Consider the following 13663-nt stretch of genomic DNA (forward strand, 5'->3'; position numbering starts at 1 on the left):
ACATGGCGTCGCGGAGGGCGGAACGTTTAGCAGACGGGTCTATGCATGTCGATAGCGCGCCTTCGATGCTGCTCCGAGTCCCGCATCATTGTATATTCAGTTTTGCAAGAGATTCCCTTTGACCAAATTTCCAGTTTCTTGCTGTCAGTTCAGAGTGGCGTAAGTGCAGAGTATTCGCACTATGGAAAAGAAGCCAAATCCATGAAATTTAAGGGTAAAAATAAGTAGGCGCGCGCTTTCCCACTTGGTGGTGGGTATTTCTTTGATAGTATCGCCGCGTAATCGAGGATTCGTATGACATTGATATTGGCAGTGGATGGTGGAGGCACAAGTTGCAGGGCCGCCGTGGCCGATCATGGCGGCGCGATCCTCGGGCGCGCCGTTTCCGGTCCGGCCAATGTTTCAACCGACCCGCAAGGCGCTGCGGCGAATATCGTGAAAGCAGCGCGCGCGGCGCTCGCCGACGCCGGACACGGTGATGCGACGCTCACCTCGCTTCCCGCCTTTCTGGGGCTCGCCGGCGCCAACCTTGCCTCCGCGGCCGAAGCGGTCAGGGGGCATCTGCCGTTCGAGCGGTGCGTTATTGAAGACGACGCCGGAACTGCCCTGCAGGGCGCGCTTGGCGACATGGACGGAGCGGTCATTGTGCTGGGAACCGGTTCGGTGCTTTTTGGACGCCGAAACGGTTCGATTTTCCGCGCAGGAGGTTGGGGCTTCGCCGTCGGCGATCAGGGAAGCGGCGCCAGGATCGGTCGGGAGCTCTTGCAGGAGACACTGCTGGCTTATGACCATGTCCGGGCGCATACGCCCCTGACGACCGCGGTGTTGGCGGAATTCGATCGCGATCCAATGCGCCTCGCCGAGTTCGCCCAGCAGGCCAGGCCTGCCGATTTCGCGCGCTTCGCTCCGCGGGTGTTCTCGGCTGCCAATGAAGGCGACGCCGTGGCGCTGGACATTCTGGATGCGACGCTTGTGGAGGTGGAAGCGCAACTGCAAGCGTTTTTGTGGCCCGAATGCGAAGCGCTCTGTTTGCTTGGTGGGCTTGCAGAGCTTTATAAGTCCCGCATCGGAGCGCGCTTCAGAGCAATTCTCAAACCGCCGAAAACCGATGCGCTTGTCGGCGCCGTACAGCTTGCGGTGCATGAATTCCGAGAAACCGGACAAGCCAAATGACGACAAATATGAGGCGTGAAATCGATGAGATGCCGGACGTCGTCGAGCGAATGCTTACACAGTCTGCGGATGCGATTATGAATGCGGCTGACGCATTCCGCGCCGCGGACCCTGGCTATATTGTTACGGTCGCCCGCGGATCGTCGGACCACGCGGCGCATTTCCTGAAGATTGCCTGCGAAATCGAGCTTGGACTTCTCGGCGCTTCCGTCGGGCCGTCGCTTTCCTCCCTGTACGGCGTCACGCCGAAAGCAGCGAACGCTGTAAGCTTTTCAATATCGCAGTCAGGACAGAGTCCGGACATCGTCGCCATGACAAACGCCTTGCAGCGAGGCGGCGCCACGACGATCGCCCTCGTCAACACACTGCCGTCGCCCCTGGCCGATGCGGCTGATTACGTCATTGACCTTGTGTCCGGCCCGGAGCGCAGTGTCGCGGCGACAAAATCTTTCGTCTGCTCCGTTGTCGCCGGCCTTGCGATCATCGCGCGGCTTTCGCCGTCGCCGGCGCTGGGCCAGGCGCTGGACCGTTTTCCCGATCGTTTGAGAGAGGCGATTGTCTGCGACTGGAGCGGAATGGAGCAGATGCTTCAGGACGCGCGCTCCGTCTTCGTTCTTGGCCGCGGTCCGACGCTGGCGATCGCCAGCGAAGTGGCTCTGAAATTCAAGGAGACCTGCGGCGTGCATGCGGAAGCCTATTCAGCGGCGGAAGTCATGCACGGGCCGGTGGAACTGGTCGAGCCTGCCTTTCCTGTTCTCGCGATCGCCGCGCGGGACGGCGCCGAAACTTCCATCGTCGTTACAGCCGACGCCTTGGCGGCGCAGGGCGCCTCGGTATTCGCAACCTCGTTCTTGTGCAAAAATGCGCGTTCTTTGCCGGTTCCGGACAGCGGCCACCCGCTGCTCAACGCGCTGCTGCCAATCGCGCCATATTACGGCCTGATTGAAGCACTGTCTCGGCGTCTTGGACGTAATCCCGATCGGCCGGAACGTCTGAGCAAGGTCACGGTGACGCTATGACGGTGAAACGCGCCATATCGAGCCCGCGAATCTACGACGGAAGCGCGTGGCATGAAAAGGCGGTTCTGCTCGTCGATGGCGACCGCTGCGTCGGCATCGCGTCCGCAGGCTTGGCTCCGGCGGATTTTGAAACCGTCGAGGCAGCCGGCGCGATGCTGGTTCCGGGTTTCGTCGATCTGCAGGTTAACGGCGGCGGCGGCGTACTTTTCAACGATAAGCCGAACGTCCACGGTATCAGGGCAATCTGTTCGGCCCATGCGCGCTTTGGCGCGACAGCGATCCTGCCGACGCTGATCACCGATGATACGGATGTGACTCGGCGAGCGCTCAAAGCAGGCTTCGAGGCGCATCGCACAGGCGTCCCGGGTTTTCTCGGCTTGCACCTGGAAGGCCCGCACCTGTCGAAGGCGAAGAGGGGCGCGCACAGCAAAGACCTTATTCGCGCCATGACCGAGCGCGACCTGAAACGCCTTATTGACGCAAGGACGCGATTGCCGGTGTTGATAACCACCATTGCGCCTGAAAACACGAAGCTCAAGCAAGTCGAAAGGCTGGCGGCGGCTGGCGTTTCCGTCAGTCTGGGCCACAGCGACTGCGACTACGCCACGGCCATGGAGTACTTTGCCGCCGGAGCCAACATGGTCACGCATCTTTTCAACGCCATGAGTCCGCTGGCCCATCGCGAGCCGGGACTGGTCGGCGCGGCTCTCGACAGTGGCGTTCTTTACGCCGGTATCATCGCCGATGGTTTCCACGTCCACCCGGCTGCATTCGGCGCGGCGCTGCGCGCAAAAAAAGGCCCGGGCCGGATTTTTGTCGTCACGGACGCCATGTCGACGATCGGAACGGATCTTAAATCCTTGACACTGAACGGACGCCATATTCGCAGGGAGAATGGACGTCTGACACTGGAAGATGGAACGCTGGCTGGCGCCGACATCGATATGGCCTCGTCTGTCCGCTATCTGATGACCGAGATCGGTTTGCCGCTGGAGGAGGCGATTGCAATGGCCTCGCAATATCCGGCCGAGGCCGTCGGCGTCGCCGACCGGAAGGGAAAGCTGGAACCCGGCTTCGACGCCGATTTCATCGAACTCGACGACGATTTGCAGGTTATGAGGACCTGGATCGGCGGAACGGCGGTGTTCGAAGCGGCCTGATCAGGCCTGCGTGGAGGTAAGCTTTCCGGAATCACCGAGCGCCCGAAACACGGTGTCGACGATGCCCGTGCGGTCGAGGCCGGCGCGGCTGTTCATGGTCTCTGGCTTCGCCTGATCCATGAAGACGTCCGGCATTATTAGAGGGCGGACCTTCAGTCCGTTTTCAAGCAGACCCTGATGCGCCAGGAAGTGCAGCACGTGGCCGCCGAAGCCGCCAATCGCGCCTTCCTCGACCGTGACAAGCACCTCGTGATGACGCGCCAGTTGCATGATCAGATCGGTGTCGAGCGGCTTGGCGAAGCGGGCGTCCGCGACCGTCGTCGGAAGTCCCGCGGCGTCCAGGTCTTCAGCAGCCAGCAGGCAATCGGCGAGCCGGGTTCCAAGCGAAAGCAGGGCGATCTTGCCGCCTTGCCTGACGATGCGACCCTTGCCGATTTCCAGTATGGAGCCACGCTCCGGCAATTCGACGCCGACGCCTTCGCCACGCGGATAACGGAAGGAGCAGGGGCCTTCGTCATAGGCCGCGGCCGTGCGCACCATATGCTTCAGTTCGGCTTCGTCCGCGGCTGCCATGACGACAAACCCCGGCAAGGTGGCAAGATAAGTCACGTCGAAGGAGCCGGCGTGCGTCGCGCCGTCGGCGCCGACGTAACCGGCGCGGTCGATCGGAAAACGCACAGGCAGCTTCTGGATCGCCACGTCATGCACCACCTGGTCGTAGGCGCGCTGCAGAAAGGTGGAATAGATCGCCGCGAACGGCTTCAAGCCCTCGGTGGCGAGCCCCGCCGCAAAGGTGACGGCGTGCTGCTCTGCTATGCCGACATCGAAGCAGCGGCCCGGATGCGCGTCCTTGAACAGGTCTAGCCCCGTGCCGGACGGCATGGCTGCGGTAATCCCGACAATATGGTCGTCCTCGTCGGCTTCGCGGATCAGCGCCTGTGCGAAGACCTTCGTGTAGCTCGGCGCATTCGCCTTCGCCTTGCTCTGGGCGCCGGTGATGACATCGAATTTGGAAACGCCGTGATACTTGTCGGAGGCGGCTTCGGCGGGCGCATAGCCCTTGCCTTTCTGGGTCACGACATGAATCAGCACGGGACCTTGCGCGTTGTCCCGCACATTACGCAGCACGGGCAGCAGATGCTCGAAATTGTGACCGTCGATCGGGCCTATGTGATAGAAGCCCAACTCCTCGAACAGGGTGCCGCCGGTGACATAGCCGCGCGCATGCTCCACGGCGCGGGTGATCGCGCGGTCGACGGCCTTGCCGAGATATCCGGTCAGTTTCTTTCCGAATTCCCGAAAGCCCATATAGGTCCTGCCGGAGGCAAGCCGCGCCAGATAGGCGCTCATGGCGCCGGTCGGCGGAGCGATCGACATGTCGTTGTCGTTGAGGATGACGATCAGCCGCGCGTCGAGAGCGCCGGCGTTGTTAAGGGCCTCATAGGCCATGCCGGCCGACATCGCGCCGTCGCCGATCACCGCGATTACGTTGCGCGGCCTGTCCTGGATTTGTGCGGCCACAGCCATGCCGAGGCCCGCCGATATCGACGTCGAGGAGTGGGCGGCGCCGAAGGCGTCGTATTCGCTTTCATCGCGTTTCGTAAAGCCGGACAATCCGTCTTCCTGGCGCAATGTCCTGATGCGATCGCGGCGTCCGGTCAAAATCTTGTGCGGATAGCACTGGTGGCCGACATCGAATATCAGCCGGTCTTCTGGGGTATCGAAAACCTTGTGGATCGCCAGCGTCAATTCCACCACGCCGAGGCCTGCGCCCAAGTGCCCGCCGGTAATCGAAACAGCGTCGATCATTTCCGCCCGCAATTCGCTTGCAAGCTGATTCATGTCCCTGTCTTCGATCTGTTTGAGATCGGCGGGAATTTTCACGCGATCGAGGAGTGGTGTGTCCGGCCTGGTGCTCAAATGTTCGCCTTGCTTCGCTGGCCTGCAGCCTGTTCAAGGGCCGCTGCTAAAGGTTCAGGTAATGCAATGCAGCCCCAAGAGCAAGGTCAAGCCCCCTGACAGGCTGTCGCGTCGGCGTTTGCAGCATGCCGAACACACGGACGGCCACTATTCCGGATCGAGAGGCTCTGCGCCTTCCGGACGGCCAGACCGGTCGAGTCGGATCTTTTCGATACGGCTTTCCGCCGCCTTCAGCAGTTTCTCGCAATGCTGTTTGAGCGCTTCGCCGCGTTCGTAGATTTCGATCGACTGGTTCAGGGGCACGTCCCCCTTTTCAAGGTCGCCGACAATGGTCTCAAGCTGGGCGAGCGCTTGCTCGAAGCTCATCGCCGCTATGTCTTCGTTCTTCTTCGCGGCTTCGGCCATATCCTATCCTCTCATCAGGCGCGTCACATGCACGGCGGCCGACTCGGCCAAGCCTTCAAGATCATAACCGCCCTCAAGCAGGCTGACGACCCGGTTATCGCACCGGCGTTCGGAGACCCCCATGATCTTGCCCGTGGCCCAGTCGAAATCGTCGACGGTCAGGTTGATCTCGGCGAGCGGATCACGATGATGCGCGTCAAACCCGGCCGATATGATAATCAGGTCGGGACGCATGTTTTCGAGTTCGGGAAGGATTCGGGTGCGGAATGCTTCCCGGAAATGATCGCTTCCGGTTCTAGGAGAGAGCGGCGCGTTGAAAATGTTGCCGGCGCCAGTTTCCGACAATGCGCCGGTGCCCGGAAAAAGTGGCATCTGATGGGTCGAGAAATAGGCGACGGTCGGATCGTCGTAGAATATGTCCTGCGTGCCATTGCCGTGATGCACGTCCCAGTCGACGATGGCGACGCGTTCGACACCATGGGTTCTTTGTGCGTAGCGGGCGGCGATGGCGGCCTGGTTGAACAGGCAGAAACCCATAGCCCGATGCCTTTCAGCGTGATGCCCGGGCGGGCGCGCCGCTACGAAAACGTTGTCCGCCTCTCCCGCAAAAACGCTGTCGACGGCTTCCAGCGCCGCGCCGACGCCCGTCAGCGCGGCCTCAAGGCTTTTCGGACTGACGCTGGTGTCGGCGTCGATCGCGACGATTCCCTCGTCAGGAATACTGCCTGCGATATTTTGCAGATGATCCTCTGTGTGGACGAGCAGAACGACGTCCCTGTCGGCTACGGCGGACTCCGCGCGCTGCAAGTCTGCAAACGCCTCGTCGGCGAAAGCGGCTTCCAAGGATTTCATCCGGTCGGGTCTTTCAGGATGACCGGGCGGCGTCAGGTGTTCTGCATGGATAGCGTTGGTATAGAGCCTGGTCGTCATGAGACCTCGCTGGTGATCGGGGGCCAACCACATAGCATATTCAGCATGCCAGGTAGGAGATTGAATGTCTTTCGCTGCCGGGCCGTGCAACCAATTTCAAATTCTGGCGTTTTTGTGTCATGGAAACGACAGCAATAGCACTCATCGCTCTCATCTGCACGCAGAACAATCTCGTTTGTCGGGAAGATCCGCAAGGTATATCGACATATGAAACTGTTCAACGGTGCACAGAAGAACTGAACATCCTCGCAAGCGAACCGTTGGCTCCGGGATACAAAATCGTCGGCAAATGCGTTGCGATGCAACAAGAGACCATTGAAAAGGAGTGGGCATTGAACTGGGCGGGAGATTCGATCGGTTTTGTCGAACGGGCTTCCATACAGACCGCCGACGCGGGGTCTTCAACGGCGCCAGAGGCTGAAACCGTGAAGCAGGAACCGCTCAGGACGGCGGAACTGAAGATTGCCGGTACAAAAGAGCAGCCGAAGCGCCTTTCGATGACGCTTAATCCGGATACCACAGTCAACTGACCGGGCACATGGCGCAATCAAAAATCGGACAAAGCAATGAATTCCGTGCTGTACACATGGCGGGATCCAAATTCGGACCGGCTCGGTGGATTATTCTGCTGATGATCGTCTCTGCTCTGCTTTGTTTCGTCGCCATTGCCCTGGCTGTCGACCGTGGTTGGATGGATCCGATCGATAAAGCGATCCTGGATTCGATGGGTGAAACCGTGATGAGCTCCGATCCCTGGGGGCCGCCCTGGTTGGAGGAAACGGTCGTCGAGATCAGCGCGCTCGGCGGCTATCCTGTGATCGTGCTGGCGACGGTTATTGCGGCGATTGTCCTGTGGCTCGCCTCCAAACAGTCAGGGGCTATCCTGCTTGTCGCCGCCCTGTCGAGCGGCGCATTGGCCTCCACCCTTCTGAAACTGATGTTTGATCGCTCAAGGCCCGATTTCGCGGAGCCGATGGATCGAACATTTACGGCCAGTTTTCCGAGCGGTCACGCCATGATTTCCATGGTGTCCTGGATGACGTTAGCCGTGGTGGTCAGTTGCTATGTGCCGCGACGCGCGTTGCGCGTCTTCATTCTCTGCGCCGCATTTCTCCTCGCCATCATCATCGGGCTGAGCCGGGTCTATCTTGGCGTTCACTGGCCGAGCGATGTTCTTGCCGGTTGGTGCATTGGACTTGCCTGGGCGGGAGCCGCCTGGCTCATCGCGCGCAGCAAGATAGGTGTTTCCAATGAACGCCTTTACTGACAATGGCGGCATACAGGTCGCGGCGAGAGCCGGGTATGCGACCCGCGGAGTCGTCTATCTGATTATTGCCTTTTTCACCTTTCTCGCAGCCATCGGCAATGGCGGCAAGACGGGCACAGAAGGCGCGCTGCAGACCCTCATGGAACAAAGCTTCGGCGCTATTCTGCTCGGGCTTGTTGTATTGGGCTTCTTTGGATATGCGGCCTGGCGCCTCCTGCAGGCGATCGCCGACGCCGACAATCACGGCGTGGATCCCAAGGGCCTCGTCATCCGCGGGGCATTGCTGGTGAGCGCTTTCACCTACCTGGCTCTTTCGTTCTACGCCTTGTCGCTTCTCGGCCTGTGGTCGTTATCCAGTTCCAGTGGAAAAAGCAGCGTGGTTTCAACGGCGGTCAACGCCGTCGGGCCGATCATCGTCACCCTGGCTCTTGGACTCGTGTTCAGCGGGGTCGCCTTTGCGCATTTTCGCAAGGCCTGGATGAAGAAATATAACGATCACATACAGGCGCCGACCAAGTATCAAATCCTGGTCGATGTGATTTCGATCATCGGCCTGGCCTCGCGCGGCCTGATCTTTGCGGTTATTGCGATCATACTCTTCACCCGCCTGCCGCACATTGGCGTTGGCGAAGTCAGCGTTCCAGACCTGAAGTCCGCATTGGACTACGTCCAGTCGCTGCCAATGGGATGGTTGCTTTTGGCGTTGCTGGCAGTTGGCATTGCGCTGTTCGCATCGTATTCACTGGTTGAAGCGCGATGGCGACGGGTATCCGTCTGACGCTTGTCAGTCGTCCACGAGGATCGTTCTCGATATCGCGATGCCGAACCCTTCCAGGCCGACATAATGTCGCTCTCTGGAGGAGAAAAGTTCGATTGACGATATGCCGAGATCCTTGAGGATTTGTGCACCGAGGCCAATCTCCAGCCATTCGCCCTTGCGTTCCTGTGCCTGCCGATGTTCCTCGGCGTTATCGCGTTCGCCAGCAGCCGTTCTCTCATTGCCGAAATTGCCGACTCCGACCGATCCTTCCCGCAAATATACGATGACGCCGCGTCCGCGCTCTGCAATCGTACGCATGTAGTGATGGATAGGCGGTTTCTTGCCAAAAACGTCGTCCACCACCGTTTCCAGATGCAGTCTGACGGGAACGTCGACGCCGTCACGGATATCGCCATAGACGACGGCGACATGCTGCATCGGGTCCCAGGTCAGGGAATAGGTATGCACCATCGCGGGTCCGCACGCCGTCTCCACAGGCATCACATCGCCCCTGTTAACCAGCGTTTCCTTGCGCTGGCGATAGGCGATGAGATCGGCGACGCTGACCTGCTTCAGGCCGTGCGTTTTCGAGAACTCAGCGACCTGAGGCCCGCGCGTCACGGTTCCGTCATCGTTGACGAGTTCACAAATGACGCCGACCGGCGGCAGTCCGGCGAGCCGGCACAGATCGACGGCCGCTTCCGTGTGTCCGGATCTCATCAGAACGCCGCCCTCGCGGGAGACCAGGGGGAAGATATGGCCCGGTCGTACGAAATCCGTTGCTCCAGAGTTGGGATTGGCCAGATTGCGGACGGTCAGAGTCCGGTCATCCGCCGAAATTCCGGTCGTCGTGCCATGTTTGTAATCGACAGACACGGTAAACGCCGTTGCATGCGGCGCGTCATTCTCGGCGACCATGGCGGTGAGGTTTAGCCGCTTTGCCTCCGATCTAGGCATCGGCGCGCAGACGATGCCTGAGGTGTGGCGCACGATGAAGGCCATCTTTTCCGGTGTACAGTGTGCGGCGGCGACAATAAGGTCGCCTTCATTTTCGCGGCCGTCATCATCCGTGACGACGACGATTTCGCCAGCTTCGAAGGCTCGCAACGCCTCCACGACACGTTTTGAATCAAACGTCATTGGAAAGGTCTACTCCTTGAATCCGGAACGCCCGGTCTGGCCCCTGTGTCGCAAATAGTGGTCCGCCAACGTGCAGGCAAGCATGGCTTCACCGATCGGAACCGCGCGAATGCCAACGCAGGGGTCGTGCCTGCCTTTGGTGCGTATGTCCACTTCATTACCGTCTGCGTCAATGCTCTTGCGCTCGGTCAGGATAGACGAAGTCGGCTTGACGGCAAAGCGTGCGACGATTTGTTGCCCGGTGGAAATGCCGCCCGCAATGCCGCCGGAATTATTGGAAAGGAAAACCGGCTTGCCGTCATCGCCCATTCGCATTTCGTCGGCGTTTTCCTCGCCGGTGATCTCGGCCGCCTCGAAGCCGTTGCCGATTTCGACTCCCTTGACCGCGTTTATCGACATCAGATTGGCGGCGATTTCCTGATCGAGCTTGCCATAGATCGGGGCGCCGAGCCCGGCCGGAACCCCGTCGGCCACAACCTCGATCACTGCGCCGACGGAAGTGCCCTGCTTGCGAATGTCATCGAGATAGGATTCCCATTCCGATGTCATTTTGGGATCGGGACAGAAAAACGGATTCTGGTCGACGCAGTCCCAGTTCCAGTTGTGGCGGTCGATCGTTTTCTTGCCGATCTGCACGAGTGCGCCGCGAATCCTCACCTGCGGCAGCACCTTGCGGGCCAGCCCTCCGGCGGCCACGCGCGCCGCCGTTTCGCGCGCGGAGGAGCGACCCCCGCCGCGATAGTCGCGCAATCCGTATTTCTGGTCATACACGTAGTCGGCGTGACCCGGGCGATAGCGCCTTGCGATTTCCGAATAGTCCTTCGACCGCTGGTCGGTATTCTCGATCATCATCGAGACCGGCGTGCCGGTGGTGATCAGGGCGCCGTCCTCGCGAGCAAGCACGCCGGAAAGGACGCGCACCTGGTCAGCCTCCTGGCGCTGAGTAACGAATCGTGACTGGCCGGGCTTGCGTCGGTCCATCCAATGCTGGATCTCCGCTTCGGTAAAGACGATTCCTGGCGGGCAGCCGTCGATGACGCAACCGAGCGCCGGACCATGGCTTTCACCCCATGTCGTGACGCGGAACAGATGACCGAAAGTGTTGTGCGACATGCAGGTGTCCGGAGGTTGTCGACAAAAGATCGCCTGATCTATGCAGTTTTGAGGTTCTGGTCAAACCCCGTCGGCATTGGCGGCAAGCCAACTCATCGAGTCGCCTTCAATTTTCAGGATCTGATCCTGCGGCGTCGAAATCTCCGCCGCCTTGTCGCCGTCGAGCCCGGCGATCAGATGAAACAGTGTGCGGATAACGCCGCCATGGCAAACGCAGACGACGGGTTTCTCCAGGGATTGCAGCCAGGCGGCCACGCGCCAGCTTAAAATCTCGTAGCTTTCCGCATTCTCGCCGGGAGGCAGGAAGCTCCATTTGTTTGCCGCCCGTTCGGCTATTTTTTTGGAACTGTTCTTTTCGAGCTCGGAAAGGGTTCGACCTTCCCAGTCTCCAAAACTTATTTCAATCAGCCGTTCGTCAATCTTGTAGGCGTCCGGCGGCAGCCGCATGGCTTGCCGCAACAGCGCCATCGTTTCGCGGGCGCGGGCGAGCGGGCTCGAAATATAGTCGAAATCGGTTGCCTCCTCACCCAGAAGACGGGACAGCGCCTCGCCATACTGTCGAGCCTGAATCCGCCCCTTGGCGTTCAGGTCGATGTTCTTGGCGCCCTGGAACCGGACCTCGGCATTCCAGTCCGTTTCGCCGTGCCGAATCACGTAGATCGGCGATGTGAAGTTCAGCATGTTTGGAGCCTGAGTTTCGCTCAGCTGTCCTTGACGACGGAAATGTCGGGAGCATCCACCGATTTCATGCCAATCGTATGATAGCCCGAGTCGACGTGATGCACTTCGCCGGTCACGGCGCGCGATAGATCGGAGAGCAGATAGAGCGCCGATTCGCCGACTTCGTCTATGGTCACCGTGCGTTTCAGCGGCGAATTGTATTCGTTCCATTTGAGAATGTATCGAAAATCACCGATCCCGGAAGCCGCCAGTGTCTTGATCGGGCCGGCCGAAACGGCGTTAACCCGAATGCCGCGGTCTCCGAGATCGACGGCAAGATAGCGCACGCTCGCTTCAAGCGCGGCCTTGGCGACGCCCATGACGTTGTAGTGGGGCATGACCTTTTCTGCGCCGTAATAGGTAAGCGTCAGGATCGATCCGCCGTCATTCATGATCTTTTCCGCGCGCTGGGCAAGCGCCGTCAGCGAATAGACCGAGATCTCCATCGAGCGGTTGAAGTTCTCGCGGCTGGTGTCGACATAGCGACCCGTCAGCTCGTCCTTGTCGGAAAAGGCGATGGCGTGGACCATGAAATCGATTTTGCCCCACCGTCTTTCAACCTCGGCGAATACGGCGTCCATCGTATCCGGATCGGTGACGTCGCAATGGCCGACGACGTATGCGCCCAATTCGCTGGCCAGAGGCTCGACCCTCTTGCGCAAGGCGTCGCCCTGGTAGGTCATGGCCAACTCGGCTCCGGCGTCGGCGCACGCCTTGGCGATACCCCAGGCTATGGAGCGGTTATTGGCGACTCCTAGAATGATGCCGCGCTTACCCTTCATCAAACCGGCGGTCAGACCCATGCTCAGCTCCTCGATTGTTCGTGCAAAGCCTATGGCACAGCCGGCAAAAGGGTTCAAGCTGAAGGGCGGCATAACCGGCGGCGGATCTGAGAATTTCGAGAGCGGTCAGAACGCGCCGACCTCAACTCCTATTCTCGCATTTCTATGGAATTCAGGAACCAGTTTGCGCCGCGGCTGTTCCGGCACGCTTCCCCGGTAAATTGTGAAACGCCGTCATAGGATTGCCTGGAAGCGATGAAAGACCTGCATAGTTGCGTGTCATTTCCTTCTTCTTCTACTATCGTAACGGAGCCTGAATTGCCGTTCTGCTCGTTTGTCCAGGCAAGAGCGACAGTTGGAGGCGTTCCGGCTTCGGCTCCGGCGACGGTCGTGAGAATGGAATTCTCGTCGCTGCCCGGTTCGATCGCGATTCCCGCGGGCGCCGGTTGAACCAAGGTGTCGGCGAGGGATGCGTGGTCTGGTCCGTTTGCCGCGCATCCGGGCGAAATTACGTCGACGGCCAACAATACGGCGATGCAGAATTTCCGGTTGTCTCTTGCAGGCGCCCGCATTATTTCTGAGCGGCCCAATCGAATTGGGCTACTCTGCGGCCGGACCGCGGTTTTGGATTTAATGATGGAAGAAGTCATGGCTACCGAAACTGACACCCAGACTTGTGACTTTACCCTGTCGGAAGAACCAATCAAGCTGTTTGGCGAATGGCTGGCGGATGCAGCCGAGCGCGAGGTGAACGACCCGACGGCTCTGGCGCTTGCAACCGTCGACAACGCCGGCATGCCGAATGTCAGAATGGTCTTGCTGAAAGGCTTCGATGACGCCGGCTTCACGATCTACACGAATTTTGAAAGCGCCAAGGGCGAGGAACTGCTCGCCAGCCGCAAGGCCGCCATGTGCTTTCACTGGAAATCCCTGCGTCGCCAGGTGAGGATCAGGGGAACGGTCGAGATCGTCAGCGACGAGGAAGCTGACGCCTATTATGACAGCCGACCGCGCGGCAGTCGTATCGGCGCCTGGGCGTCCCGACAGTCGCGGCCGCTGGAAAGTCGCTTTGCGCTCGAAAAATCCGTTGCGGAGTACACAGCGAAGTTCGGCATAGGCGAGATTCCGAGACCTGATCACTGGTCAGGATTCCGCGTTGTACCGGAAAGCATCGAATTCTGGCACGATCGAAAGTTCCGGCTGCATGACCGTATGAGGTTCGAGCGCGACCCGGAGAACGGTAGCTGGCGCAAAACCCGTCTTTACCCGTAGAC

The 13663-nt window shown here is 59.8% G+C and carries 15 protein-coding genes; 7 read left to right on the top strand and 8 right to left on the bottom strand.

The features are described from left to right. Positions 1-294: 294 nt before the first annotated feature. From AAFN47_RS18420 to nagA, 3 genes are read left to right on the top strand one after another with little or no spacing between them, the layout of a single operon-like run. Positions 295-1173 (top strand): glucosamine kinase nucleotide-binding domain-containing protein, encoded by an 879-nt coding sequence (locus AAFN47_RS18420; RefSeq protein ID WP_499810708.1) that lies wholly within the window; start codon positions 295-297, stop codon positions 1171-1173. Further along, positions 1170-2192: an SIS domain-containing protein gene (locus AAFN47_RS18425; RefSeq protein WP_499810709.1), complete on the top strand. Its 1023-nt coding sequence runs from the start codon at positions 1170-1172 to the stop codon at positions 2190-2192. The genes AAFN47_RS18420 and AAFN47_RS18425 overlap by 4 nt, the downstream gene beginning before the upstream one ends. Next, positions 2189-3352 (top strand): N-acetylglucosamine-6-phosphate deacetylase, encoded by a 1164-nt coding sequence (gene nagA / locus AAFN47_RS18430; RefSeq protein ID WP_499810710.1) that lies wholly within the window; start codon positions 2189-2191, stop codon positions 3350-3352. Before AAFN47_RS18425 ends, nagA begins: the two co-directional genes overlap by 4 nt. Here nagA and dxs read toward each other — a convergent pair whose 3' ends face one another. The 3 genes from dxs to AAFN47_RS18445 form a co-directional block, all read right to left on the bottom strand. Next, entirely contained in the window at positions 3353-5272 is a 1920-nt protein-coding gene (gene dxs / locus AAFN47_RS18435; RefSeq protein WP_499810711.1) for a 1-deoxy-D-xylulose-5-phosphate synthase, read from the bottom strand. Positions 5273-5419: 147 nt separating this feature from the next. Next, the gene (locus AAFN47_RS18440) at positions 5420-5677 is read right to left on the bottom strand and encodes an exodeoxyribonuclease VII small subunit (protein ID WP_220230880.1); all 258 of its coding nucleotides are present in this window, start codon (positions 5675-5677) and stop codon (positions 5420-5422) included. A gap of 3 nt (positions 5678-5680) precedes the next feature. Then, the gene (locus tag AAFN47_RS18445; protein ID WP_499810712.1) at positions 5681-6607 is read right to left on the bottom strand and encodes a histone deacetylase family protein; all 927 of its coding nucleotides are present in this window, start codon (positions 6605-6607) and stop codon (positions 5681-5683) included. Between the two features lie 119 nt (positions 6608-6726). Here AAFN47_RS18445 and AAFN47_RS18450 point away from each other — a divergent pair, with 119 nt between their 5' ends. Genes AAFN47_RS18450 through AAFN47_RS18460 form a run of 3 tightly spaced genes read left to right on the top strand, consistent with a single transcriptional unit; the run spans position 6727 to position 8652 of the window. After that, positions 6727-7137 (top strand): hypothetical protein, encoded by a 411-nt coding sequence (locus tag AAFN47_RS18450; RefSeq protein ID WP_499810713.1) that lies wholly within the window; start codon positions 6727-6729, stop codon positions 7135-7137. Between the two features lie 56 nt (positions 7138-7193). Beyond that, positions 7194-7874 (top strand): phosphatase PAP2 family protein, encoded by a 681-nt coding sequence (locus tag AAFN47_RS18455; protein ID WP_499810714.1) that lies wholly within the window; start codon positions 7194-7196, stop codon positions 7872-7874. Beyond that, positions 7858-8652 carry a DUF1206 domain-containing protein gene (locus AAFN47_RS18460; protein WP_499810715.1) on the top strand — a complete coding sequence of 265 codons (795 nt, stop codon included), beginning with the start codon at positions 7858-7860 and terminating at the stop codon, positions 8650-8652. The genes AAFN47_RS18455 and AAFN47_RS18460 overlap by 17 nt, the downstream gene beginning before the upstream one ends. 6 nt (positions 8653-8658) lie before the next feature. Here AAFN47_RS18460 and ribB read toward each other — a convergent pair whose 3' ends face one another. From ribB to AAFN47_RS18485, 5 genes are all read right to left on the bottom strand, one after another. Continuing rightward, positions 8659-9774 carry a 3,4-dihydroxy-2-butanone-4-phosphate synthase gene (ribB, locus tag AAFN47_RS18465; RefSeq protein WP_499810716.1) on the bottom strand — a complete coding sequence of 372 codons (1116 nt, stop codon included), beginning with the start codon at positions 9772-9774 and terminating at the stop codon, positions 8659-8661. A gap of 9 nt (positions 9775-9783) precedes the next feature. Further along, complete coding sequence (gene aroC / locus AAFN47_RS18470; protein WP_499810717.1) at positions 9784-10887, bottom strand: chorismate synthase; 1104 nt, start codon at positions 10885-10887, stop codon at positions 9784-9786. A 60-nt stretch (positions 10888-10947) separates the two neighbouring features. Further along, complete coding sequence (locus tag AAFN47_RS18475) at positions 10948-11568, bottom strand: histidine phosphatase family protein (protein ID WP_499810718.1); 621 nt, start codon at positions 11566-11568, stop codon at positions 10948-10950. Between the two features lie 20 nt (positions 11569-11588). After that, the gene (gene fabI / locus AAFN47_RS18480; protein ID WP_499810719.1) at positions 11589-12410 is read right to left on the bottom strand and encodes an enoyl-ACP reductase FabI; all 822 of its coding nucleotides are present in this window, start codon (positions 12408-12410) and stop codon (positions 11589-11591) included. A gap of 128 nt (positions 12411-12538) precedes the next feature. Then, positions 12539-12961, bottom strand: a complete 423-nt coding sequence (locus AAFN47_RS18485; protein ID WP_499810720.1) for a hypothetical protein — start codon at positions 12959-12961, stop codon at positions 12539-12541. Positions 12962-13037: 76 nt separating this feature from the next. Between AAFN47_RS18485 and pdxH the strand changes: the two genes are divergently transcribed. Next, on the top strand, positions 13038-13661 hold the full coding sequence (gene pdxH / locus AAFN47_RS18490; RefSeq protein ID WP_499810721.1) for a pyridoxamine 5'-phosphate oxidase: 624 nt from the start codon (positions 13038-13040) through the stop codon (positions 13659-13661). Positions 13662-13663 lie beyond the last annotated feature (2 nt).

Origin of the sequence: Hoeflea sp. CAU 1731, from assembly GCF_039888615.1 — a bacterium.
Lineage (GTDB): Bacteria > Pseudomonadota > Alphaproteobacteria > Rhizobiales > Rhizobiaceae > Flavimaribacter.

Excerpts from the sequence above, each read along its gene's own strand:
- AAFN47_RS18425 (WP_499810709.1), top strand. The coding sequence starts at position 1,170 with ATGACGACAAATATGAGGCGTGAAATCGATGAGATGCCGGACGTCGTC.
- AAFN47_RS18450 (WP_499810713.1), top strand. The coding sequence starts at position 6,727 with ATGGAAACGACAGCAATAGCACTCATCGCTCTCATCTGCACGCAGAAC.
- AAFN47_RS18460 (WP_499810715.1), top strand. The coding sequence starts at position 7,858 with ATGAACGCCTTTACTGACAATGGCGGCATACAGGTCGCGGCGAGAGCC.
- aroC (WP_499810717.1), bottom strand. The coding sequence starts at position 10,887 with ATGTCGCACAACACTTTCGGTCATCTGTTCCGCGTCACGACATGGGGT.
- fabI (WP_499810719.1), bottom strand. The coding sequence starts at position 12,410 with ATGGGTCTGACCGCCGGTTTGATGAAGGGTAAGCGCGGCATCATTCTA.
- AAFN47_RS18440 (WP_220230880.1), bottom strand. The coding sequence starts at position 5,677 with ATGGCCGAAGCCGCGAAGAAGAACGAAGACATAGCGGCGATGAGCTTC.
- ribB (WP_499810716.1), bottom strand. The coding sequence starts at position 9,774 with ATGACGTTTGATTCAAAACGTGTCGTGGAGGCGTTGCGAGCCTTCGAA.
- AAFN47_RS18485 (WP_499810720.1), bottom strand. The coding sequence starts at position 12,961 with ATGCGGGCGCCTGCAAGAGACAACCGGAAATTCTGCATCGCCGTATTG.
- nagA (WP_499810710.1), top strand. The coding sequence starts at position 2,189 with ATGACGGTGAAACGCGCCATATCGAGCCCGCGAATCTACGACGGAAGC.
- AAFN47_RS18445 (WP_499810712.1), bottom strand. The coding sequence starts at position 6,607 with ATGACGACCAGGCTCTATACCAACGCTATCCATGCAGAACACCTGACG.
- AAFN47_RS18475 (WP_499810718.1), bottom strand. The coding sequence starts at position 11,568 with ATGCTGAACTTCACATCGCCGATCTACGTGATTCGGCACGGCGAAACG.
- AAFN47_RS18455 (WP_499810714.1), top strand. The coding sequence starts at position 7,194 with ATGGCGGGATCCAAATTCGGACCGGCTCGGTGGATTATTCTGCTGATG.
- AAFN47_RS18420 (WP_499810708.1), top strand. The coding sequence starts at position 295 with ATGACATTGATATTGGCAGTGGATGGTGGAGGCACAAGTTGCAGGGCC.
- pdxH (WP_499810721.1), top strand. The coding sequence starts at position 13,038 with ATGGCTACCGAAACTGACACCCAGACTTGTGACTTTACCCTGTCGGAA.